This is a genomic window from Arcobacter peruensis (genome assembly GCF_003711085.1).
Classification (GTDB): Bacteria; Campylobacterota; Campylobacteria; order Campylobacterales; family Arcobacteraceae; genus Poseidonibacter; species Poseidonibacter parvus.
Window position 1 is genome coordinate 1557727 of record NZ_CP032363.1, and the last position, 23193, is coordinate 1580919.

At 28.1% G+C, this 23193-nt stretch carries 26 protein-coding genes; 6 read left to right on the forward strand and 20 right to left on the reverse strand.

The features are described 5' to 3' along the window. Window positions 1-35 precede the first annotated feature (35 nt). On the reverse strand, window positions 36-1280 hold the full coding sequence (gene serS / locus D3Z07_RS07805) for a serine--tRNA ligase (RefSeq protein WP_122893533.1): 1245 nt from the start codon (window positions 1278-1280) through the stop codon (window positions 36-38). A 74-nt stretch (window positions 1281-1354) separates the two neighbouring features. Continuing rightward, window positions 1355-1561, reverse strand: a complete 207-nt coding sequence (locus D3Z07_RS07810) for a hypothetical protein (RefSeq protein WP_122893534.1) — start codon at window positions 1559-1561, stop codon at window positions 1355-1357. A gap of 119 nt (window positions 1562-1680) precedes the next feature. Here D3Z07_RS07810 and D3Z07_RS07815 point away from each other — a divergent pair, with 119 nt between their 5' ends. Then, a complete protein-coding gene (locus D3Z07_RS07815; protein ID WP_164707214.1) occupies window positions 1681-2967 on the forward strand; it encodes a TAXI family TRAP transporter solute-binding subunit in 1287 nt (428 codons plus the stop codon). 47 nt (window positions 2968-3014) lie between these two features. Next, window positions 3015-3980, forward strand: coding sequence for a tryptophan--tRNA ligase (trpS, locus tag D3Z07_RS07820; protein ID WP_122893536.1), 966 nt, complete (start codon window positions 3015-3017; stop codon window positions 3978-3980). 36 nt (window positions 3981-4016) lie between these two features. On the opposite strand, the gene D3Z07_RS07825 is transcribed toward trpS, so the two are convergent. From D3Z07_RS07825 to D3Z07_RS07850, 6 genes are read right to left on the reverse strand one after another with little or no spacing between them, the layout of a single operon-like run. Further along, window positions 4017-4619: an FmdE family protein gene (locus D3Z07_RS07825; protein ID WP_122893537.1), complete on the reverse strand. Its 603-nt coding sequence runs from the start codon at window positions 4617-4619 to the stop codon at window positions 4017-4019. A gap of 46 nt (window positions 4620-4665) precedes the next feature. Next, on the reverse strand, window positions 4666-5364 hold the full coding sequence (locus tag D3Z07_RS07830; protein WP_122893538.1) for a class I SAM-dependent DNA methyltransferase: 699 nt from the start codon (window positions 5362-5364) through the stop codon (window positions 4666-4668). After that, the gene (hisG, locus tag D3Z07_RS07835) at window positions 5364-5972 is read right to left on the reverse strand and encodes an ATP phosphoribosyltransferase (RefSeq protein WP_122893539.1); all 609 of its coding nucleotides are present in this window, start codon (window positions 5970-5972) and stop codon (window positions 5364-5366) included. The genes D3Z07_RS07830 and hisG overlap by 1 nt, the downstream gene beginning before the upstream one ends. Then, on the reverse strand, window positions 5950-6585 hold the full coding sequence (locus D3Z07_RS07840) for a type III pantothenate kinase (RefSeq protein ID WP_228200532.1): 636 nt from the start codon (window positions 6583-6585) through the stop codon (window positions 5950-5952). Before D3Z07_RS07840 ends, hisG begins: the two co-directional genes overlap by 23 nt. Further along, on the reverse strand, window positions 6563-6895 hold the full coding sequence (locus tag D3Z07_RS07845; protein WP_122893541.1) for a hypothetical protein: 333 nt from the start codon (window positions 6893-6895) through the stop codon (window positions 6563-6565). Before D3Z07_RS07845 ends, D3Z07_RS07840 begins: the two co-directional genes overlap by 23 nt. Before the next feature lie 45 nt (window positions 6896-6940). After that, the gene (locus D3Z07_RS07850) at window positions 6941-8071 is read right to left on the reverse strand and encodes a DUF3095 family protein (protein WP_122893542.1); all 1131 of its coding nucleotides are present in this window, start codon (window positions 8069-8071) and stop codon (window positions 6941-6943) included. A 166-nt stretch (window positions 8072-8237) separates the two neighbouring features. Here D3Z07_RS07850 and D3Z07_RS07855 point away from each other — a divergent pair, with 166 nt between their 5' ends. After that, window positions 8238-9011, forward strand: a complete 774-nt coding sequence (locus D3Z07_RS07855; RefSeq protein ID WP_122893543.1) for a threonine/serine exporter family protein — start codon at window positions 8238-8240, stop codon at window positions 9009-9011. A 1-nt stretch (window position 9012) separates the two neighbouring features. Continuing rightward, a complete protein-coding gene (locus D3Z07_RS07860) occupies window positions 9013-9483 on the forward strand; it encodes a threonine/serine exporter family protein (protein WP_122893544.1) in 471 nt (156 codons plus the stop codon). Window positions 9484-9514: 31 nt separating this feature from the next. On the opposite strand, the gene D3Z07_RS07865 is transcribed toward D3Z07_RS07860, so the two are convergent. The 12 genes from D3Z07_RS07865 to trmD all read right to left on the reverse strand — a co-directional run bounded on the left by D3Z07_RS07865 (window position 9515) and on the right by trmD (window position 20412). Further along, window positions 9515-13084: a proline dehydrogenase family protein gene (locus D3Z07_RS07865; protein WP_122893545.1), complete on the reverse strand. Its 3570-nt coding sequence runs from the start codon at window positions 13082-13084 to the stop codon at window positions 9515-9517. Between the two features lie 201 nt (window positions 13085-13285). After that, on the reverse strand, window positions 13286-14011 hold the full coding sequence (locus D3Z07_RS07870) for an amino acid ABC transporter ATP-binding protein (protein WP_122893546.1): 726 nt from the start codon (window positions 14009-14011) through the stop codon (window positions 13286-13288). After that, window positions 14008-14658, reverse strand: a complete 651-nt coding sequence (locus D3Z07_RS07875) for an amino acid ABC transporter permease (protein WP_206423274.1) — start codon at window positions 14656-14658, stop codon at window positions 14008-14010. Before D3Z07_RS07875 ends, D3Z07_RS07870 begins: the two co-directional genes overlap by 4 nt. Next, a complete protein-coding gene (locus D3Z07_RS07880; RefSeq protein ID WP_122893548.1) occupies window positions 14658-15323 on the reverse strand; it encodes an amino acid ABC transporter permease in 666 nt (221 codons plus the stop codon). Before D3Z07_RS07880 ends, D3Z07_RS07875 begins: the two co-directional genes overlap by 1 nt. 58 nt (window positions 15324-15381) lie before the next feature. Beyond that, a complete protein-coding gene (locus D3Z07_RS07885) occupies window positions 15382-16209 on the reverse strand; it encodes a transporter substrate-binding domain-containing protein (RefSeq protein WP_206423275.1) in 828 nt (275 codons plus the stop codon). Between the two features lie 35 nt (window positions 16210-16244). Continuing rightward, on the reverse strand, window positions 16245-16904 hold the full coding sequence (locus D3Z07_RS07890) for a hypothetical protein (RefSeq protein WP_122893549.1): 660 nt from the start codon (window positions 16902-16904) through the stop codon (window positions 16245-16247). Next, complete coding sequence (locus D3Z07_RS07895) at window positions 16904-17203, reverse strand: hypothetical protein (RefSeq protein WP_228200533.1); 300 nt, start codon at window positions 17201-17203, stop codon at window positions 16904-16906. The genes D3Z07_RS07890 and D3Z07_RS07895 overlap by 1 nt, the downstream gene beginning before the upstream one ends. Window positions 17204-17333: 130 nt before the next feature. Next, complete coding sequence (locus D3Z07_RS13900) at window positions 17334-18209, reverse strand: DMT family transporter (RefSeq protein ID WP_122893551.1); 876 nt, start codon at window positions 18207-18209, stop codon at window positions 17334-17336. Further along, window positions 18210-18815, reverse strand: a complete 606-nt coding sequence (locus D3Z07_RS13905; RefSeq protein WP_122893552.1) for a DedA family protein — start codon at window positions 18813-18815, stop codon at window positions 18210-18212. It abuts the gene before it with no gap. Window positions 18816-18824: 9 nt separating this feature from the next. Next, entirely contained in the window at window positions 18825-19346 is a 522-nt protein-coding gene (locus D3Z07_RS07910; protein ID WP_122893553.1) for a hypothetical protein, read from the reverse strand. Window positions 19347-19381: 35 nt separating this feature from the next. Continuing rightward, window positions 19382-19738: a 50S ribosomal protein L19 gene (rplS, locus tag D3Z07_RS07915; RefSeq protein WP_076083750.1), complete on the reverse strand. Its 357-nt coding sequence runs from the start codon at window positions 19736-19738 to the stop codon at window positions 19382-19384. Beyond that, window positions 19735-20412 (reverse strand): tRNA (guanosine(37)-N1)-methyltransferase TrmD, encoded by a 678-nt coding sequence (gene trmD, locus D3Z07_RS07920; RefSeq protein WP_076083747.1) that lies wholly within the window; start codon window positions 20410-20412, stop codon window positions 19735-19737. The genes rplS and trmD overlap by 4 nt, the downstream gene beginning before the upstream one ends. A gap of 103 nt (window positions 20413-20515) precedes the next feature. On the opposite strand from trmD, the gene D3Z07_RS07925 reads away from it, so the two are divergent. Continuing rightward, the gene (locus D3Z07_RS07925; RefSeq protein WP_076083744.1) at window positions 20516-20860 is read left to right on the forward strand and encodes a hypothetical protein; all 345 of its coding nucleotides are present in this window, start codon (window positions 20516-20518) and stop codon (window positions 20858-20860) included. Window positions 20861-20922: 62 nt separating this feature from the next. Further along, the gene (gene metE / locus D3Z07_RS07930) at window positions 20923-23193 is read left to right on the forward strand and encodes a 5-methyltetrahydropteroyltriglutamate--homocysteine S-methyltransferase (RefSeq protein ID WP_076083741.1); all 2271 of its coding nucleotides are present in this window, start codon (window positions 20923-20925) and stop codon (window positions 23191-23193) included.

Genomic DNA, 23193 nt, shown 5'->3' on the forward strand with positions numbered 1-23193 from the left:
GAGAGATAAAAGAACTAAGCTTAAGCTTAATTCTTTTACATATATTTTTTAAGAACGTCTGGGATAGTGATACTTCCATCTTCATTTTGATAGTTTTCCATAATAGCAACAAGTGTTCTACCAACTGCTAAACTTGAACCATTTAAAGTATGAGTTAAAATGTTTTTCTTTCCATCTTTATATCTGATTTTTGCACGTCTACTTTGGAATTCTTTTGTATTAGAAATAGATGAAATTTCCCTATATTTATTCTGACCTGGTAACCAAACTTCTAAGTCAATTGTAGTGGCTGCAGAAAAACCTAAATCACCAGTACAAAGCTGCACTTTTTGATGAGATAAACCTAAAGAAGTTAATAAATCACTTGCACAAGAAACCATATCTTCAAATACTTTTTCACTTTGTTCTGGTGTAGTAATAGCAACCATTTCAACTTTATCAAATTGATGTTGTCTAATTAAACCTCTTGTATCACGTCCTGCACTTCCTGCTTCTTTTCTAAAACAAGGAGTATAAGAAGTCATTAACATTGGTAATTCTTCACTTGGAATAATTTCATCATTATAAAGGTTTGTTAAAACAACTTCTGCTGTAGGGATTAAGTATAAATCCTCGTCCTCAATTTTAAATAAATCATCTTCAAATTTTGGAAGTTGACCTGTTCCTTGAAGTGTATTAGTATTTGCCATAAAAGGAACATACCACTCTTCAAAACCTCTTTTAGCATTAAAATCAAGCATATAATTTATAAGTGCTCTCTCCATTTTAGCAGCTTGCCCTCGCATAGCTACAAATCTAGATTTTGCTAATTTAACACCTCTTGGAAAATCTAATGAACCATCTTTTTCACCTAAATCCCAATGTTCTTTTGGCTCAAATGAAAACTCCGGTTTTTCACCAATTGTTTCTAAAACTACATTTTCATCTTCATTAGCACCATTAGGAACACCATCATCTGGCATATTTGGAACACCTAAAATAATAGAAGTAAGTTCTTCTTCAATTACTCTAACTTCGTCTTCTAATACTTGTTTTTTTGCTTTTAATTCATTAATATTAGCTTGCAAAGGAGCAATATCTAGCCCTTCTTTTTTATATCTTCCGAATTCTTTTGATAGTTTATTTTGCTCAGCTGTAACATTTTCCATGTCTTGTCTTTTTTGCTTTGCATTCTGTGAGATAGAGTTTAAGTTGTCTAAAATTTCTTGTGCTACACCTTTTCTTTTTAAGGCACTTGCAACATTGTCAAAATCTTTTTGTAGTAGTTTTATATCAATCATCTTTTCTCTTTGTATTTGTATTTTTGTGAATTATATCTAAAAATTGCTACAAAGAGATTAGATGAAAAAAAGTATTATCCGTTCATTTCCATTTTAATTAAAACTTGTCCATCTTCATAAGCAGTTTTAAATCTATGCTTATGACAGAAGTCTTCATTCATAGTCATTACCATTTCATTTGCTTTTTCTAATGCTTCATCAACATTTGCACATTGAGTTTCCATTTCTAAATCTGAATTTTTAACGCATCCACATGCTCTTTCTATTTTTACTGTTGCCATTATAATAATTCCTTAATTTTTTGCGAATTGTATCATAAAGATATTTTAATTATCTTTTAGCAAGCTATTATATGATTTTTATAAAGTTTTGTATAAGATATAAGCAAAAAAGATTTCAAATGAAAAATAAACTTCTAACTGTTTCCATACCTATTTTACTACTTATTATTGCATCATTTTATATAACTTCACAGTTTATACAACCAAGTCCAAAAAAAGAGTTTACTATTGCAACGGGGTCTTTAAATGGACAATATTATAAAACAGCTTTACAGTATAAAAAAATATTAGAAAAACAAAAAGTAAAAGTTAATATTCTTACATCAAATGGATCTGTAAATAATCTTGAACTTTTAGAGAATAAAAAAGCAGATATGGCTTTTATTCAAAATGGAATTGATTACGATAAAAAAGATACAAATATAGAAGCTATAGCTTCAACTTATTATGAACCTTTATGGATTTTTTATAAAAATGAAGGCTATGAGATGGATTATATTATCCAACTAATCTCAAAAAAAATATCACTGGGAGAAAAAGGAAGTGGTACTTTTGATTTAGCTTCAAAAATATTAAATGATAATAAAATAAATACCACTAACTCAGAACTTTTAAATTATTCAACAAAAGATGCAAAAGATAAACTTTTAAAGGGAGAAATAGATGCAATGTTTGTTGTTATTTCACCTGATTCTGAGATTATTAAGGAGTTATTAGAAGATCCAAGTATAAGTTTATTTAGTTTTAAAAGAGCAAAAGCCTATAGCAGAAAATATACATTCTTAGAATCACTAAAACTATATGAAGGAACGCTAGATTTATATAAAAATCTTCCATCTGAAGATATAAGTTTATTATCAACAACGGCTTCACTAGTTATAAGAAGTGATTTTTCTGAAGAATTAACAAGACTTGTTTTAAAAAGTATTAAAGAAGTTCATAATAAAAAAGGTTTATTCCAAAAAGAAAATCAATTCCCAAATGCACATAATATTACAATACCTTTAAATGAAGAAGCACAAAGATATCATAACTATGGAGACACATGGTTAGAAAAAATATTTCCATATTGGATTGCTTCAAACCTTGATAGATTAAAAATACTTTTGATTCCTTTAATTACACTTTTAATACCACTTTTAAAAGGTGGGTTTCCTCTTTATAGATGGAGTATTCGTTCAAAAATATATAGATGGTATGATGAAGTTCAGAATATAGATTTATCACTTGAAAGAAAAGCTACAAAAGAAGAATTAGAAGAAAAACTATGTGAAATTGAAGCCTTAAAAAAAGAGATAAAATTAGAAACTAAAGTTCCACTATCTTATATGGGTGAATACTATGATTTAATAATGCATATAGAACTTATTATCTCAAAAATAAACCTAAGAATTGTAAATAATTAATTTTAGGTCTTTTAGATATAATTACAAAAAAATATAAGGAAAATACTTTGAGAATTTTATCTGGTATTCAACCATCTGGAACATTGCACATAGGAAACTACTTTGGTGCAATTAAAAGAATTATTGAATCACAAAACCAAGGAGAACTTTTTGCTTTTATTGCATCTTATCATGCATTAACATCTGTAAAAGACAAAGCAGTTCTAGAGCAAAATACATTTGAAGCGGCTGTAAACTTTTTAGCATTAGGAATGGATCCAGAAAAAGCAACTTTTTGGGTACAACACCATGTAAAAGAAGTTTTAGAGTTATACTGGTTACTTTCAAATCATACTTCGATGGGATTATTAGAACGTGCTCACTCTTATAAAGATAAAACAGCAAGAGGAATTCAAGCAAATCATGGTTTATTCTCATATCCTGTATTAATGGCAGCTGATATTTTATTATTTGACTCAGAAGTAGTTCCAGTTGGAAAAGACCAAATACAACACGTTGAAATTGCAAGAGATATTGCAACTTCAATTAATCATACTTATAAGCAAGATTTATTTGTATTACCACAATCAAAAGTAGATGAAGTACTAGCAACTGTTCCTGGGACTGATGGTGCTAAAATGTCTAAGTCTTATGGAAATACAATTGATATGTTTAACACAAAAAAGAAAATCAAGAAACAAGTTATGGGAATAGTAACAGATTCTAAAGAGCTTGATGAAGCAAAAGAATGGGAAAATTGTAATATCTATAAATTATCTGAATTATTTATGAATGAAGATGAATTAAAAGAATTACAAACAAGATATGCAACTCCGGGTGAAGGTTATGGACATTTTAAACTAGCTTTATTAGATAGTATGACTGAATATTTTGCACCTTATCAAGAAAAAAGAGAACATCTTTTAGCAAATCCAAAAGAAGTACATGAAATACTTGCTTATGGAGCCCAAAAAGCATCTAAAATTGCACAAGAAAAAATGAGAATTTTAAGAGATGTAGTAGGATTAATATAAAAGAGATTTTCTCTTTTATATTCTTTATAAGAAGGATTAAACTTCTTTTACTGTTATAACATTAGAGATATTTTTAGAAATATTCTCAACTCTTTCCTGCCAAAGTTTTCCAAACTCTAACTTTTCAGCTTCATCTGCATTTCCTTGAACACATTTTTGCATCAAAGCTTGCATAGAAGGTGCGAATTGTATCGAACTTGGATCATAAAACACATCAACACTTTGTTTTGTATCTACTCTTGTAAATCTTGCACTTGCATCACTTATATCTTGCTCAAATTTTAAAAGATAATTACGGTCATATTTACCTGCAATTCCTTTAAAACCGTTATTTGTACAAGCACCTGTAATATTCATAGCAACATTCCCAATAACACCTGCAACTGCTTCACTTTGTCGTTGTGAAAATGAAACTTCAACTTCACCCCTTTTTGCAGGTTCATTAGAATATAAAGCTTTTAAAGCTTCTAAATTCATAAGATAAGCGCCTAAAACGGTAGGACAAGAATGCCCTGCACCTTTTACAATATCTAAATATGAAATTTCATAAATTCCATCTTCAAATGTTCCTAAAAATGATGATAATTCATCTTGTACTTTGATTGTTTCAATTTTATTATAAAAATCTGGATAAGTCATAATTTTGTGCCTTTTTATTTAACACAAAATTATAAATAGTTTTGTGTTAATTAGTTTTTTTGCATATAAAGATTAATTTATCAGCGTCTTCATCACTATGTAAATTAAACTCTTTTATCTCTTGAATTTCGAAATTGCATTTTTTTAACAATTTTGTTAAAAACTCTTTTGAGTGGTATTGCTGTATTATTGAGTCACTTGTCTTTGTATATAAGTTATCTTTATTTTTTTCAAAAAGTGTTAAATCTGTTTGAAGTTTTTCATTTTCAAAAACTGCATCAATACCAATAAATTTATCTTCTAAATCTATTGTAATACAACCTTGTGCAATATATTCAAATCCAAAGTGCGAGTTTACATCAAATACAAAATATCCGCCTTGATTTAAAACAAGATTTGTTTCTTGAATAAACTGCTCTAAGTCTTCGCTTGGAATGTAATTTAATACATCAAAAATAGCACTTGCACAATCAAATCTTTCTTCAACTTCACCTAAAGGAATAACTTTTGCATTTAAGTTTTTAGCTTTACAAACTTTTATTTGTTCAACACTTAAATCAACTCCAAAAGCAGTTTTTTTGTTTATTTGAAGATTATCTAAAAAGTAGCCTTGACCACAACCAATATCAATAATATTATCAAGCTCATTAACCATAACGAACTCCATAAATTGTCTGTGAAGAGTATAAACCTCATCTTCAAAATCTAAATAAGGTTCAATCCTTGAATATAATTCTAAACCCATTAAAGTTGAGCTTCTATCTTTTCTTTTAAATCCAAAATTAAATCTTTCTTTGCATAATAAGAATTTTTATTTGCAATTAAATGTGCGCTACTTTCCATAATTGTAGGACCAACTTCAAGTCCATTTTGCTTCATAGTTTCACCAGTTTCAACAATATCTACAATACAATCAGAAAGATTTACTAAAGGTGCTAATTCAATAGAACCATAAAGTTTGATAATCTCAACAGCCATTGCTTTTTCTTCAAAGTATTTTTTTGCAATTACTTCATGTTTTGTAGCAACTGTAATTTTACTTTTTGTCATATCAAGCTTTTCGCCTTTTCGTAATCCAAAAGCAACTTTACAACGTCCTAATTCTAAATCAAGTAATTTTATTAAGTCGTACTCTTTTTCTTCTAATACGTCAAGTCCAACAACACCTAAATCAGCAGCACCATGCATCACATATGTAGGAACATCTTGGTTTCTTACATTTAAAAATCTAAATCCAGCTTTTTCTAGTATTAATTTTCTATCTTCAAAAACAAACTTTTCATCAAAAGCAGCTTCAAATTTTGCTAATGTCTCTTTAGCAATTCTTCCCTTAGGCAATGCAATTGTTAGCATCAATAATCCTTTTCATATTTTCAAATATTAAATCTTTTTTATATACACTATTCTCAAAATAAGTGCTTAGCAACTTTCCATCTCCACCTGTAAATATAATATTCTTATTTTTAGAAACTTCTTTGATGGGTAAAATGATTGATTTCATCATAGCATATTGTATGGCATCAATCGTGCGAAGCGGTATTTTATCTAAATTTATTTCTTTTTCAAAATCAAATTTTAATTTTTTAGAAATTTTCGGGTAAGTTTTAATAAACGCTCTAAATCCAGGTAATATAAAACCACCTTTATGCTTAGCTTTTTTCATAATATCAACGGTAATTGCAGAACCTGCATCAACAATAATTGCATCTTTAGAAAATACACAAGCAAGAGCTCTATCTATTCCTAATCCTACATATTTTGTTTTAAATTGTAAAATTTCACTTATATCTTTTGCATGAGGATTTGTTTTCAAAAGTTTTTTTGTAGCTTCTTTATTCACAGATACAAAATAAATATCCTTTTTAAAAAAAGGAATTTCATCTTTTACACTATATTTTTTGTGTTTATTTTTTATTAAAAAATCAAAAGTTGTATTTCCAATATCACATAAAATCAATATAAACACTCCACTTATTCTCTTTTAAATATGCTTTAGCTTTTGAACAAAGTGGGCTTGATATTAGTAATACTTTTTTCTTAAAATTATGGTCTAGATGTTTTGATAAGGTATCATTTAAAGCCATTAAATCATCTGCATTTTTACGTAAAAACCTGCTTTTTGCATCTATAATAAAAATTGAGTAAAATTCTTTTTTAACAGATGTTGCATGATAGATTTCTAGTTTTTTTCTTGAACCAATTTCTTTTGGAGTAATTTGATTAATTTGTTTGAATATAATATCTTTATTCATAAAATAGTTTGTTAATTCTTTCACTTAAAGCCTTTGTAAATTAAAAAGATTATAGCTAATTAAATCTTACTATTCTTTTTCAATTCTATTTTTATATGCTTTAGAAGCAAGTGCATATCCACCATCAGAAGAGTCAATAAAATGAATATGACGTCCATGTCTTTGAAAAATTAAACAAGTCATTAATGCTGAACTAGATTCATGAACACCATAAACCAAATTACCTTTTTTATACTCTTGTTCTAAATATTCATTTAAATTATTCGTTTGTATATTTGTTGAAGCAACAACCATTCTTAATAAGTCATCAAACTTTTCTGAGTCAATTGTTGCACTTATTCTATCTTTATATGTTCCCCATTTACCTAAGTTAAATTTCATAAAAACTAAACCTATAAGATTAATACATTTAAATTTAAAAATATTAGATTTTGTTTCTTTTTTATCACTTGAAAATAGTTTTGCTTCACATTCAAGCTCTTTACTATCAAATGATAATCTCAAATTACTTAAACTCAAAGGACATCTATTTTTTTTATTTCCTAATATTTCTTCAAATTTATTTAGGACGTCTTTATAATAAGCATCATTTTTACATTTTAAAATAATAGATAAGGTTTTATCTTTAGGTGATTTTATTTGTTTCCATCTACACTCTAAGCCTTCTAAATCTAAATTAAAACTTTCATCTATTTTTTTATTAATAATATATTTATGAGAGTTTTTTACAAGCTCATCTGCTAATTCTAATCCACCACCTTTTATGATTGCTTGAAAAGAATCATCTTTTAGCTGTAACTTTGTAATTTTTATCTCTTTTTGTTCTTTATAAATATCAGTAATTGGAATTATTCCAATTCTTAAATCTAGTAAATACACTTCTTTTGAACGTCTTTGCATATGAAGTAAGGCTTGTTGTACTTGTGCAATCATACTATTAGGAATTAAAACAAATGAGCCATCTCCACCGAATACAAAGGGTAAATCAAGTTTTTTATTAATATTTAATATTCCAATAATTGACATAGCACCAATTAAATTAATATTTTTATACATACCTTCTTTTATAGCATTTGTTGAATTTCTAATATCAGTTACAATAATTGACCAAGTATTTGGAATATCTTGATATTTATTTTCATCTAAAATATCATTAATATTTGCTATTGATTCTAAATTAGTATAAAAATTTTCATTCATAAAGATCTCCTCTTAAGCAATAAATAACTTTTATATTTTGACATAATTTAATAAAATATACTATTTATTTAAAAAAGAATTTATACAATTTATTAAATAATCAATTTATCATAACATTAACATACAATTTTGATATAATTACAAAAATTAAATATAAACGAAGAAAATGCAAGAAATAAGCTACGAAGAACAAACAAAAATCACGCGTGCAATCATAAAATCTGCAGTACTAATGTTAGAATTTGGAGCAGAAAGTATTCTAATAGAACAAACAGCTCAAAGACTAGGTGCTGCTCTTGGGGTTACTTCCGTACAAATGTCATTAATACCTGCTGCTATTGTATTAACAACTTTACATAATAACCAATCAGTTACAACAACAAGAAGTGTTCATCATAAACCTATTAATATGTCTATAGTTTGTGATGTACAAAGAATGGTAATTGAAGTAGAAAAATATAAACATCCATCTGAATTTGTAAATACAACTATTAAACACATAAAACCAAACCTTTATAATAAATGGTTAATTGTTTTTATGGTTGGGTTTGCATGCGCTTCATTTGCTATTTTACAAGAGGGTGATGTAAATTCATTTTTTATTACATTTATAGTTGCTAGTATTGCTATGTATATTAGGCAAGTCTTAAATAAAAAGAGATTTATGATGATAATAACTTTTGGTATTACTGCTTTTATAGCAACAGTTATTGGAAGTATTATTATGCTTTATTATCCAAGTAAAACGCCTAATGTTGTTTTAGCTTCAAGTGTTTTATTACTTGTTCCTGGTGTTCCTTTTATAAATTCATTTTTGGATGCCTTTAAAGGTTATTTGAGTATGGGTTGGGGAAGATGGCTTCAAGCTTCACTTCTTACAGTTGCTTCATCAATGGGCATTGTTTTAGCAATGTCTGTTTTAAATATAAAGGGTTGGTAATATGATTGCAATTATTTTAAATATCTTATTAAAATCTGTTTTTGCAAGTGTAGCTTCTGCAGGTTTTGCAATGCTTTTTAATGTTCCAAAATCTACTCTAAAATTTTGTGCTCTAGGTGGTGCTATTACATATATTATTAGAAATATTTCAATGCAAATGGGATTGTCTATTGAGTTATCAACATTTATAGCAGCTGCTTGTATTGGAATTATTACTCTAAAATGGTCAAAAAAGTTTTTTATACCAAGACCTGTTTATTCAGTTGCTTCAATTATTCCAATGATTCCAGGAACCTTTGCCTTTACAGCAATGATTTCTTTAGTAGACATGAATTCACATGGAGTAACACCTGAATTAATTACAATATTTATTGAAAATGCATTAAAAGCCTTATCAATCTTAGGTGCTATTACTTTTGGTTTAGCACTTACTTCTTTATATTATATGAGGTTAAATAGGCCTGTAGTTTAATAAGAGAGTTTAAAACTCTCTTATTAATATTTTATGATAATTCTCTTGCACCAATATTTCCATATCTATGGAAAGAGTGAGAGATTGATTGTTCAATGAAGTAGTTAAGAAGTTCTAATCTACCTTCCATCATTGGTTTTTGTCTAACTATAAAAGTTAAAGTTTGGGCTGATTTTTTAAATACAATATCTGATACTTTTGCAATATCTGAATAAATCACTCTATCAAATTTATCCATTGTTTTAATCATTTGTTCTTCTGTTTGATAAACTAAACCATTTCTTGGACCAAATAACTCTTTAGAAGTTTGTAAGAAAGATTCAACTAATTTATTATCATGAATAGAAACTTTAAATCTAACACCAGAAACTTTTGCTGCTAAAATTCTTGAAACTGCTTCAAAAATTGTATCATCAGAAGATACTCTAATTAGTACATTGTCTAATGGTAAATATCTAAAGTGGTTATCTTCACCACGAACTTTTGCATAATCTTTTTCTTTTGAAAATTCAGAATCAAAATTAGAATAATATGATTGTAATGCAATAGCTAATTTTTTGAAATCTTCTTGATTATTATGAGTTTTTACACAATTATCGATAAATGCTGATAATTCTGTATTATATACCTTTGAACTTTTTGGATTCTTTGTTTCTTTTACATCAATAAATTGAGTTATATAATTATAGAAACCTGCTTTTCTACCAGCACCAATTGCTGATTTTCCCATTCCACCAAAAGGTTGTCTAAGAACTATTGCACCTGTAGTTCCTCTATTTACATAAAGGTTACCAGCTTTTAGATTTTCTTTCCAATATGTAACTTCTCTTTCATCTAAAGATTCAATTCCTGAAGTTAAACCATAACCTGTTGCATTTACTATTTTTACTGCATGCTCTAAATCACTAGCTCTCATTACTGCAAGTACTGGACCAAACAATTCATTCATATGAATAAAACTACCCTCTTCAACTCCCCATTTAATAGCAGGTTTTAACATATAAGGGTTACCATCTACATATGAAGGTTCAATTGCCCAAGACTCATTACCTTCAAGAGAATTAATAGCTTGTTCAAGGTTACCACTTACTTTATTTGCTAGTGTTCCAATTCTATTTTTCATATCCCAAATAGAACCTACATTCATAGAACTTGCAGTATCTATCAAGGCTTTCTTAAATCCTTCATCTTTATAAACCTCATCTTCTAAAATAAGTAATGAAGTAGCTGAACACTTTTGACCTGAATTTCCAAAAGCACTTTGACATACATTTTTAACAGCTTGTTCTCTATCTGCCATATTTGTAACAATAGTTGCATCTTTTCCACCAGTTTCTGCACTTAAGAATAAATCATTTCTAGTTTTCATCATAGTGCTAGCTGTATCTTCTCCACCTGTTAAGATTAAGAAGTCAATATCTTTATTAGGTATTAAATGCTCACCTGCAAGTGCTCCAGGACAAGGAAGGAATTGTAAAGTATTTTTTGAAACTCCAGCATCCCAAAAACACTTACACATTTCATAAGCACATAAAGCTGCAACTGAAGCTGGTTTTATAATTACTGTATTTCCAGAAGCTAAAGAAGCTGCAACACCACCAACTGGAATTGCAATAGGGAAGTTCCAAGGAGGTACGACAACACCAACACCTTTACCCTTAATCTCCAAGTTTTCATAAGCTTCAAAATGTCTCACTGCATGTGAATAAAACTCAATAAAATCAATTGCTTCAGATACTTCTACATCAGTTTCAGTAAATACTTTCCCAACTTCAGCAGATGCAACTCCAATTAAATCATCACGTCTTTCTCTAAATTTAATAGCTGCATCTTTTAATATATAATGTCTTTGGGCATGAGATAAATCTCTCCAACCATCTTTGTCTTTTTTTGCTACTTCAACTGCTTTTTGAATATCTTCTTTTGTAGCAAGTGCAAATCTTCCAGCTAATACACCATCTTCTAATTGTGATTTATCAATAGCATCATATATTTTTCTCTCACCTATTAAATCCTCACCACCTACAACAACAGGAGCAATTAGATGTTCTGTATCTTTTGAATGCTTCCATTTTTTTACAATATTAGCAGCCCATTGGTGGTTTTTTTCTAAAATAAAGTCAGTGTCAGCTTCAGCATGGTAAGAGTTTGTATCAAAAGATGATTTTGAGAAATCATCCCATTTCTCTTCTAATCTATTTTGAACTCTTTTAGAACCTACAAAAGATGTTTTTTCAACTTCGAAAGATTCTCTAAAAAGATTCTCTTGCATTTTCCAATCTTTACTTCCTACTGTTAATCCAAATGAGTATCTAATAAAGTTATTAGGACCTGTATTTTCATCTAGACGTCGTACTAAATATGCAATTGCATTTGTAAACTGCTCTTTAGATGCAGTTGGTGCATATAAAATTACTTCTTTAGAAATTTCTTTAATAGCTAATCTTGCAGATTCACTCATACCTTCTAACATCTCTAAAGTATGAAATTTACTTGTACCATTTTCTTCTGCCATAACTGTAGCAAATGCTAACTCAAATAAGTTGTGAGAAGCAGTTCCTATATGCATAAAAGGAGCGTTATCAGCATTTAATGCATATCTTACCATTCTTTTGTAGTTTGAGTCTGTATCAGCTTTGTCTACGTAAGTAACCATTTCCCAATGTTTTTGAGATGCTTCCGTTTCTTCCATTTCCATATTTGCACCCTTAACAAGTCTAAACTTGATAGGGCTTCCGCCATTTTGCACTCTTTGTTTTGCCCAAGCACTTAAATCTTGTTGCCAAAGGAATGAATCTGGTAAATAAGCTTGTAATACAATTCCAGCATAAAGGTTTTTAAACTGTGGTTTTTCTAAAGTTTTTTTGAATACTTCAACAGTAATTGCTAAATCTCTATACTCTTCCATATCAAGATTTATAAATTTATCTCTTTTCTCCCCTGCTTTTGTGACATACTGATTTTTTTGTGCTGCTTCATATATTTTTGTAAGTTTTTCAACTAATATTTCTACAACATTATCAAAATTTAAAGGATTAATTTGAGAGAAAATTGTAGAAATTTTAATAGAAATATAATCAACATTTGGATTTTCTAATGCTTTTATATATTTTTCCATTCGCTCTTGTGCTTCTTGCTCACCAAGAACCACTTCACCAATAAGGTTAATATTAACTCTAGTACCTTCTTCTTTTCTTTTTTCTAAATGTGTATTAAAGATTTCTTCTTCACCTTTAATTACAACAGTTTTAGTATCTTCTCTAATTTGATTTACAAATAATGGAACAGAAATATTTGGTAAATATTTACCTATATTTTGAAATAAATATAATAGTGTTTTATCTTTTGTCGTAAAAAAATGTGCCATTCCATGTTTTTCAAGTAAAAAACATATTTGATCTGCGATTCTTGCATTTGATTGGGCTCGAAAGCATTGATCCATCAATTCTATTAAAAGTGCTTTATCTTTTGGTTGTTCTAGCATTTTATTCATTTTTACATAGAATTCTCTATCCCAATCACTAACTAATTGAGTTGCTCTATTTTGCCATTTTTCAGCTTGTTTTACTGCTGAATCTATAAGTTCTTGTTCTTTCTTCATCTTTAGTCCTTAAATTTTATTACTTTTTAAATAAATTTTAAGTAGTTTAGAACGCACACTTTTAAATGTGTTCTAGAGGGGAGTTACCGCCAAGTATGACCCTCTTACTACTTTATTTTCTTCTTTTATTATTAATAAGGATTACTCTGGCCTTTATGAAGGTCCTGTACTTTTGATTTACATCTTCTTTTATGTCTCATATTAGTGTAAAACTTTACTTAAGAATTGTTGTGTTCTCTCTTTTTTAGGATTCCCAATAACTTCATCAGGAGTTCCCATTTCTTCAATAACACCTTGATGAAAAAACGCAACTTTATCAGATACTTCTCTTGCAAATGCAATTTCATGAGTTACTGTAATCATTGTCATTCCATCATCTCTTAAAAGTCTTAATGTATCAAGTACTTCCCCAACTAATTCGGGATCAAGTGCAGAAGTAACCTCATCAAAAAGCATGTATTCAGGTTTCATTGCTAGTGCTCTTGCAATTGCTAATCTTTGTTGCTGACCTCCAGACATTCTAGTTGGATACATATCAAACTTATCACCAAGACCTACATGAATTAGTTCTTTTTTCGCAATTTCCATTGCTTCTTCTTTACTTTGTTTTAAAACAACTTGAGGAGCTAAGGCTGCATTTTCAAGAACAGTTAAATGAGGAAAAGAGTTCCATTGTTGGAAAACCATTCCTAGCTTTTGTCTTAACATATCTTGATTTGTTTCTTTAGCATGAACATCAACATCATCAACAATAATTTTACCTTGTTGAATTTTTTCAATCGCATTAATACAATATAAAAGTGTTGACTTACCACTACCACTACCACCAATTACACTAACAACTTCACCTTTATTAACATCTAAGTCAATACCTTTTAAAACTTCTAAATCTCCAAACGATTTGTGTACACCTTTAATTTGAATCATAATGCCATTTTCCTTTCTAATCTTTTACCATATAATGATAGTGGGTATGAAATAATAAAATAAAATATTCCAACACCAATAAGTATTTCTAAGGGTTGTTGAGTCCTTGAAATAAGTTGTTCAGATGTTCTAAGTAATTCCATATAACCAATTACTGAAACTAATGCTGAATCTTTAATAACAGAAAGTGCAACACCAATCCAAGAAGGAAGCACTGCTCTTAATCCAATTGGAGTTCTTACATATCTTACAGTTTGCCAATAAGTCATACCTAAAGATCTTGCAGCTGTTCTCATAGATTTATGAACACTTTCAAATCCAGCTCTAAATACTTCTGTCATAAAAGCCATTGTATATAAAGAAAGAACTATTGAACCTGCTATAAAAGGATTAAGAGGATAGCCCATCACACCCATAAATGTAGTAAATAATACTAGTTGAATAATTAAAGGAACTGATCTTAAGATATCTAAAAATGCACCTATAAGCATATTTCCAATTTTTCCGCTTTCAGCTCTTAAAAAACCAACAATTAGACCTAAAATACTTCCTATTACAATTGCAACAATTGAGATATAAATAGTATTTAATAAACCTTCAAGAATGAAACCTGCATCATTCCAAGATAAGGGAGTAAATAATGACATTATATATCTCCTTTAAATAATTTTTTAGAAACTAAGTTTGCAACAAATAAAACAAGCTTAGTAATTATGTAATAAATAATTGCAGCTGCTATAAAAAACTCTAATGTTCTAAAAGATAAAGATTGTAATCTTTGTGTCTCACCTGCTAATTCACTCATACCAACTAAAATACCAAGTGAACTCATTAATATAGACCATACAAACTGATTAGTCATTGGATGATGAATTTTTCTAAACATTTGAGGTAAAATTACATATCTATATACTTGAAATTGATTCATGCCTAAGGATTTAGATGCACTGTATTGAGTTTTTGGAATTGACTGAAAACCACCTCTAAAAGTCTCTGCTAAATAACCTGCATTAATAAATACTAAGGCAGTAAATACAGCAAAATAAGGACTTAAGTGAATTCCAAAAGCTCCTAGACCAAAATATGCCATGTAAATTTGGAATAATGCTGGCGTATTTCTTGCTATTTCTATCCATGTATTTGAAAAATATGAAAATAGTTTATATTCAGACATTTTTCCTAATGCTAGAAATACTGCAATGACAATACCAACTAACATAGATAATACTGATACATGTAATGTAACAAAAGCACCATCTAATAGTTGTGGCCATGCATTAATAACCACATTCCAATGAAATTCGTAATCCATTATTTCTCCTTATTTGAAATTTTCCAACGAGGTCTTAAAAAGACCTCTATGCAAAACTCTATTTATTGTCTCTTAAAGACTGAATTAAGCTCTCAGGTGCTGATGCACCAAAATGTTTTTTGTGTGCAGCTTCTAATTTACCATCTCTGATTTGGTGAACTAGGAATAGATTTAAGTAGTTAATAAATGCTACTTCAGATCTTTTTGTAATAATTCCAACTACATCATCATAATTAGGTACAAATGGACCTGCTACATAATCTTTAAACTCTTTTGTTTGAAGTTTAGTTGCAATATTAGTGTTTGTTGAAATAATTGCATCTACTTTACCTTGGTATAATCCTAAGTAAGCATCATTTTCAGATTTGAATGATGTATAGTTGCTTTTTCCCCAACCTTTTTCTTTTGCGTAATTTAAATATTCAGTTTCATAAGTTGTACCAATTGCAGCACCAACTTTTACATTTTTTAAATCATCAAAAGAGTTAATAGCTGTACCTTTTTTAGAAATAACTTGGAATTTAAATACAAAATATGGAGTAGTAAAACCTGCTGATTTTGCTCGCTCTAAAGTATCAGAAGTAGATCCAATTACAACATCAGTTTTACCAGATACTAATGATGGAATTCTATCAGCCCATGTTAAGTTAAGTACATTTGATTTTACACCTAAAGCTTTTGCTAAATCATTACAATAATCAACATCAAAACCTGCTGGTTTATTATCTTTATCAAAATAACCCATTGGTGGGAAATCTAATACAACACCACAGTTAAGTTGGTTCTTCTTGATGATATCATCTAATTTATCAGCACTTGCACTTGTCATTAATCCTGCAACAGCAACTGTAGCTATTGCCATTGAAATTTTGTTAAATATTTTCATTTTATTTTCCTTATGTTTATTTGATTTTAATTTTCTTATACAGTAGGTTCAATAATATAACAACCCACACACCATTCGCCAATATTGTCAATTTTATTAATATCGCCTCCTTTAAAGCTTGATTTCAAATTTTTATGTGAAGATACTATTTCATCAAAAGCTTCAATAATTTCTTCTAATCTTTTTTTACTCTTCTTTCTTGCTGTATTTGAAATATCTAAATAAAAAGAGAATAAACCATAATCTAATGTAGATTCATCAGCATTTTCTCTTTGAAGTATTTTACACATTTTCTCAATATCTGCTTTATATTCATTCTGTGCATTTCTAACCCCATTTCTAATACTCATAATAACTCTTGAAATAGAGTCATTGTCACTTTTATGCTCAAATCTTTCATCAAGAGTTAAACAGATTACATCTTGTGCAATATTATTTTCTTTCATATAAGATTTAAAAGCATCTCTTTTAGGTAGTGAACATCTAAGAATATCAGCTATTGTTGCATCTATAAATATTTCAGGGGGATTTTCTAATTTAGCTATTTCTTGAGATACATGGATTGTTAAAAATTTAGGTGGTCCATAAGATAAAAAAAGTTCATCTGCAGTCCAGTTAGTATAATTAGTTTTTGCAGTTGTAATTCCTTTTATAACTGCATCTACAATTTTTTCTTGACTTGGAAAACTATTCACTATTCTTCTCCATGATAATTTTCATCAACTTCTTGAATAATACCACTTTCAAAAAGTATATCTTCAATTAGTTTGTTTTTAGATATATTCAATGACTTACTCAAAGTTATAAGTGCAATATCAAGTTTTTTATCAATCTTAATAGTAAGTTGAGAAATCTCTTTCTTATTACTTTTTATATGATTGTTAATTACTTTTTGAATTACAGTACTTTTATTCTTTTGTTTTGCCATTTTTAACAACTTTTCATAAAGATAAATTAGTAGTACTTTTAGTACTACTAATTTTTGTATAGTCATTATTTCGAATAAAAACTTATATGAAACTTAAAATTTTAGGCTTAGTTGTATAGAAAGTAACGAATATTAATAATTACATTAAAATGCTATTTTAATGCTATTTATATGTAATTTTGTGAAGATTTTATATTTATTTAGATGTTTTTAATTGTTGCATTACAAGACCAATTATTATTGTAGTTAAACCAATAACAGTAGATACCAAAATCTTTTCTCCAACTATAAAATAAATAAATACTAAAGAAACAAAAGGTGAAATAAAAATTAAATTTGCAATTTTTGATGTTGAAGTTGCTATTTGCATTGCTTTTAACCAAAATAAAAAGGTAATTCCCATTTCAAAAAAGCCTACATAAGAAGCAGCTAGTAAACCTTTGATATCTGGTAGAACTAGGGGTTGAGTTAAAAAGAAATAAATTACAACAATAGGTGCTGCAATCACAAAGTTTGAAAATAGTCCAACTATTGGTTCTACTTTTATTTTAGTATTTATAATCCAATACATAGCCCAAATAATTGTAGATAATAATGCAAAAAACACACCCTCAAGATTTGAAAAGCTTAAAGAAAAAGGCTCACCTTTTGTTGCAATTATTAAAACACCAAAGTAACATAAAATACCTGCAATAATATCATTTATTGTAAGTTTTTGTTTTAAAAAAAATACAGAAAGAAAAGCTAACATTAAAGCCCAAGTATAATTAATAGATTGAGCTTCTTGAGCAGGTAATAAATCGTAAGCTTTAAATAGTATTAGATAATATAAAAAAGGATTTATACATCCTAATATAAACACCAGTTTAAAATTTGATTTAACATGTGTTTTTACATCAGGTAGTTTTTTTTGATAAATTACAATAATAAATAAAATTAGCGTAGACATTAAAGATGCATACAATACTAATTCTGTAGGGCTTAGATAATTTAATGCAATTTTAAAAGCAGTTGCAACTGTAGACCAGCAAAATACTGCAATTAATGCATATTTATAAGCTTGACTTTGCAATTAAATATCTTTAGTTTTTTTAATTTTTCTATAATATAAAAATCCAATCACAGCTAGTAAGACTAAAATACCTGCAATAATATATCTTAAATACTCTTTTATAAGTGCTTCATTATCACCTAAATAATATCCAAGTAATGTAAGAATAACAACCCAAATAGCAGCACCTAAAGTTGTATAAATAGAAAAAATTAATAAATTCATTCTAGCAAGTCCTGCTGGAAATGATATATATTGACGTACTGCAGGAATTAAACGACCTGAGAAAGTAGAAATATGTCCATGTGATTTGAAGAACTCTTCCATTTTTGTAATTGTTTCTTCTTTAATAAAGAAATATTTTCCATATTTAACTAGAAATTTTCTCCCAAATTTTACAGCTAAGAAATAGTTAAAAAGTGCACCAGTTAGAGAACCAGCAATACCAGAAAAAATTGCAATATAAATATTCATTTCACCTTTATATGCTAAGTATCCTGCTGGAATCATAACAACCTCAGAAGGGAAAGGAAAAAATGAACTTTCTAAAAACATCATGATAAAAATACCAATATAGCCTAAACTACCAACTGTATCTACAACAAAGTTAACCATATCATGAAGCATAAAATACCTTTATTTAATTAAGTTTTTCCATTTCAAAATTGAATCATTTATAAGTTGGAATATTTGCTTTTCATTAGGTTCTGTCTCATCAAAATAATCTGAAACAATTTTTAATATATAAAAGTCTTGAATATTGTCTTTGCAAGTTTCTCTAAAAAATTCTGCTTGTTTATCAACAAGTAATGTTTCTAAATGCTCATCTGTTTCAAGTGGTTTTTCAACTGTTGTAACATTTGCAAAATTAAGTCCATTGATAAATCTATTAGTACAAAAAAGTGTTCCTAAAGCAATTGATCCATCACTGCATGATGCAATACTTAAATCAAATGCTTTAGAAATTTGATAGTTTTCAAAAATATAATTTAAAGATTCTAGTATTTTTTCTTTACTTACACCAGAAACGATAAGTATTAAATCATCATTAGAATAAATTGTATTTTCAATAGGATTAGTTAATTTTTCTAAATTAAAAAAATCAACTATAGGTTGTGCTTCTATTAAAGAAGTAGTATGAATTAATATTTTTGACATATTAATAACTAAGAGCCTTAGGCTCTAAAGTTTTACTATCTTTTTAATTCTTTAATTCTTGCAGCTTTTCCTCTTAATCCTCTTAAGTAATGTAATTTAGCTCTTCTTACTCTACCTCTTCTTAATACTTCAAAAGATTTGATTGAATCAGAATATAATGGGAAAATTCTTTCAACACCAACAGAGTTAGCACCAATTTTTCTTACGTTAAATGTTGCAGAAACACCTTCACCATGTCTAGCAATTACGATACCTTCGTAAGTCTGAACTCTCTTTTTTTCACCTTCTTTAATCTCAATACCAAGTCTTACAGTATCTCCTGCTCTAAATTGAGGGATTTCTTTTGACTCTATTTGTGCAGTTTCGAAACTAGCAATATATCTGTTTTTCATCGTTTTTCCTTATTAGGTCTATAGTATTTTGTCTTACAAATTGACATCTGGTTTTTTAAGTCGGAAATTTTACTATGATTTCCCTTTAAGAATTCTTTAACGACACTTAAATTTTGGAAAATTTCAGGTTTAGCAAAAGATGGAGCTTCTAAAAGTTGATTTTCATAACTCTCAACATCTAAAGATTGGGCATTCCCAAGAACACCATCAACATTTCTAGAAATTGCATCACTCATTGTTAAAGATGGTAATTCTCCACCTGTTAAAACAAATTCTCCTATAGAAAATACCTCATTTGCATATTTTTCTATTACTCTTTCATCAATTCCTTCATATCTTCCACTTACAAATACTATGTTTTTTTTCTTTGCCAAACGCTTTGCATCATTTTGTTTAAATGTTTTTGCAGCAGCTAAAGGAAAAATAATATAAGCATCTTCATTTTCTTCTTTTATTTTATCTAAGCAATCAAACAAAGGTTGGCAAGTCATAAGCATTCCTGCTCCTCCACCTACCATTTGTTTATCAACTTTCAAATGCTTATTATTTGTGAAATCTCTTGGATTATAAAACTCATAAGATATAAAATTTGAATCAACTGCTCGTTTTAAAATAGAATCTTGAAAATATGGTTCAATTAAGTTTGGGAAAAGTGTCACAAATGTAAATTTCAAACTAATACTCTACCTTTTTTATTGGAATAATACCATATTTATTTTTATTTGTAATTAAGCATTATTAATTTAAACTGCACGAAAAATTTATTAAGGTTATTATTTGAAACTACTAAGAGGTTTTGGCAAAAAGTATTTTACACTAAGTTCTATACAAGCATATTCATTAGCTACACAATTACATAGTGTCCTAACGTCTACAAAAAACCATATCAATAATAAACTTTTAATTTCTAACGAAAACGATGAAGATGAAGATGCACCTCCAAATCTCATTGAAAACTTAACTTTATGTCTTATTCAAAATAAGAAGCCATGTCATTGTGAATGTATCTTTAAAAAAAGAACTGCTTTAGCTATAACTCTATTTAAATTTATTCCTCGATGTCCATTTTACAATGCTTTTTTTGCCTTTAGAAGAACAGGAGTACACCCTCCTTTTGCATAATTTATTCAAAAATTAAAACAAAATCATATAAAAATAAATTATTAATAACAAAAGGATTAGTTATGCAAAAGAATTACGTATTAGGATTTCCTCGTATTGGAGAAAAAAGAGAACTTAAAAAAGTTTTAGAAAAATATTGGTCAAAGCAAATAGGCTTTGAAGAAGTTAAATATGTAGCAGAACAATTAAAAAAAAGACACTGGAATTATCAGAAAAAAGCAAAAATAGATTTTATTTCATCAAATGATTTTTCATATTATGACAATATGCTTGATACTACAATTTTATTAGGAGCAATTCCAAAAAGATTTGAGAAGCTAAAAGACGAAGAACAATACTTTTCAATGGCTAGAGGAAATGACAAAGCTCTTGCAATGGAAATGACAAAATGGTTTAATACAAATTACCATTATATAGTTCCAGAAATTTCAAAAGAAACTACATTTAAATTAAATAGTAAAAAAGTTATAAATGAATACAAAGAAGCTAAAGAATTAGGTATTAAAACTAAAATCAATTTAATTGGACCTATTACATATTTAGGTCTTAGTAAAAGTATTGATAATAGTGATACATTTTCTCATATAAATAAAGTTGTAGAAATTTATAAAGAACTATTATTAGAAATATCAAATTTAGATGAAGAAATTGTTGTTCAATTTGATGAGCCTTTATTTGTAAAAGATTTAGACTCAAAAATACTTTCTCTAATAAAACCTACTTATGATCAATTAACAAGTATTGCAAAAAATATTAAACTTGTTGTTTCTACTTATTTTGAACACTCTAATGAAGCAACAAAAAATTTTGTTAACACTCCTATTTGGGCTCTTGGTTTAGATTTTATTTATGGAAGAAAAAATCTTAATTGCTTAAATTTAATCAAAGATTCAAATAAAGTATTAATAGCAGGTGTAATTGATGGACGAAATATTTGGAAAAGTAACTTTGAAGAGAAAAAATCACTTTTAGAAGAAATAGCAAAAGTAATAAAAAAAGAAAATATTATAATTTCTACATCTTCATCACTATTACATGTACCTTTTACTTTAAATTATGAAGAAAAATTGGATGAGCAGATTAAATCTTGGTTAGCTTTTGCTTGCGAAAAATTAAATGAATTATCACTTCTTTCAAAGCAATTTTTCAATTTAGATTTAAGTTTAGAAGAAAAGTCTGCAATACAAAAAAATATTGAAGATAATAATAAAAGAAAAACATCTACAAAAATTCATAATAACAAAATTCAAGAAGAGTTAAAAAATCTGAAAGTATTACAAAGAGCAGATAAATTTGAAGATAGAATTAAAGCGCAAAGAGATTATTTCAAGTACGATTATCTAGCAACTACTACAATTGGATCTTTTCCTCAAACAAAAGAAATTAGAGAAAATAGAAAGAATTATAAAGCCTCTTTAATTAGCAAAGAAGAATATGAAAAAGAGATAAAAAAATATATTGATGATTGTATTTCATTTCAAGAAGAAATTGGACTTGATGTACTAGTTCATGGAGAACCTGAAAGAAATGATATGGTTGAATATTTTGGTGAGATGTTAGATGGTTTTGCTTTTACTAAAAATGCTTGGGTTCAATCATATGGAAGTAGATGTGTGAAACCACCATTAATTTATGGAGATGTAAACAGAGAAAATCCAATGACTGTAAATTGGACTAAATATGCTCAAAGTAAAACATCAAAAACAGTAAAAGGAATGTTAACAGGTCCAGTTACTATTTTAAACTGGTCTTTTGTAAGAGATGATATGCCAAGAAGTGAAGTAGCAAAACAAATAGCCTTAGGAATTTGTAAAGAAGTTGATGACTTACAAAATGCAGAAATAAAAATGATTCAAGTTGATGAAGCAGCTTTTAAAGAAGGTTATCCTTTAAGAAAAGAAAATATTGCTGAATATGAAAAGTGGGCTGTTGATAACTTTAAACTAAGTATTTCTTGCGCAAAAAGTAATACTCAAATTCATACACATATGTGTTATAGTCAATTTAATGACATTATTAAAACAATTGAAGCTATGGATGCTGATGTGATTTCAATAGAAACAGCAAGAAGTGGAAATAAACTTTTAAAGATATTTAAAGAAGTAGCTTACAAGCAAGAAATAGGACCAGGAATTTATGATATTCATTCACCAAGAGTTCCAAGTATTGAAGAAATGGTTAAACAAATTGAAGCCTTAGTTGAAGTTTTACCAAAAGAGCAATTATGGATAAATCCAGATTGTGGATTAAAAACAAGAAATTGGCCTGAAGTAAAACAAAGTTTAAGAAATATGGTTAAAGCCGTACAAATAATAAAAGAAAAAACTTACTAG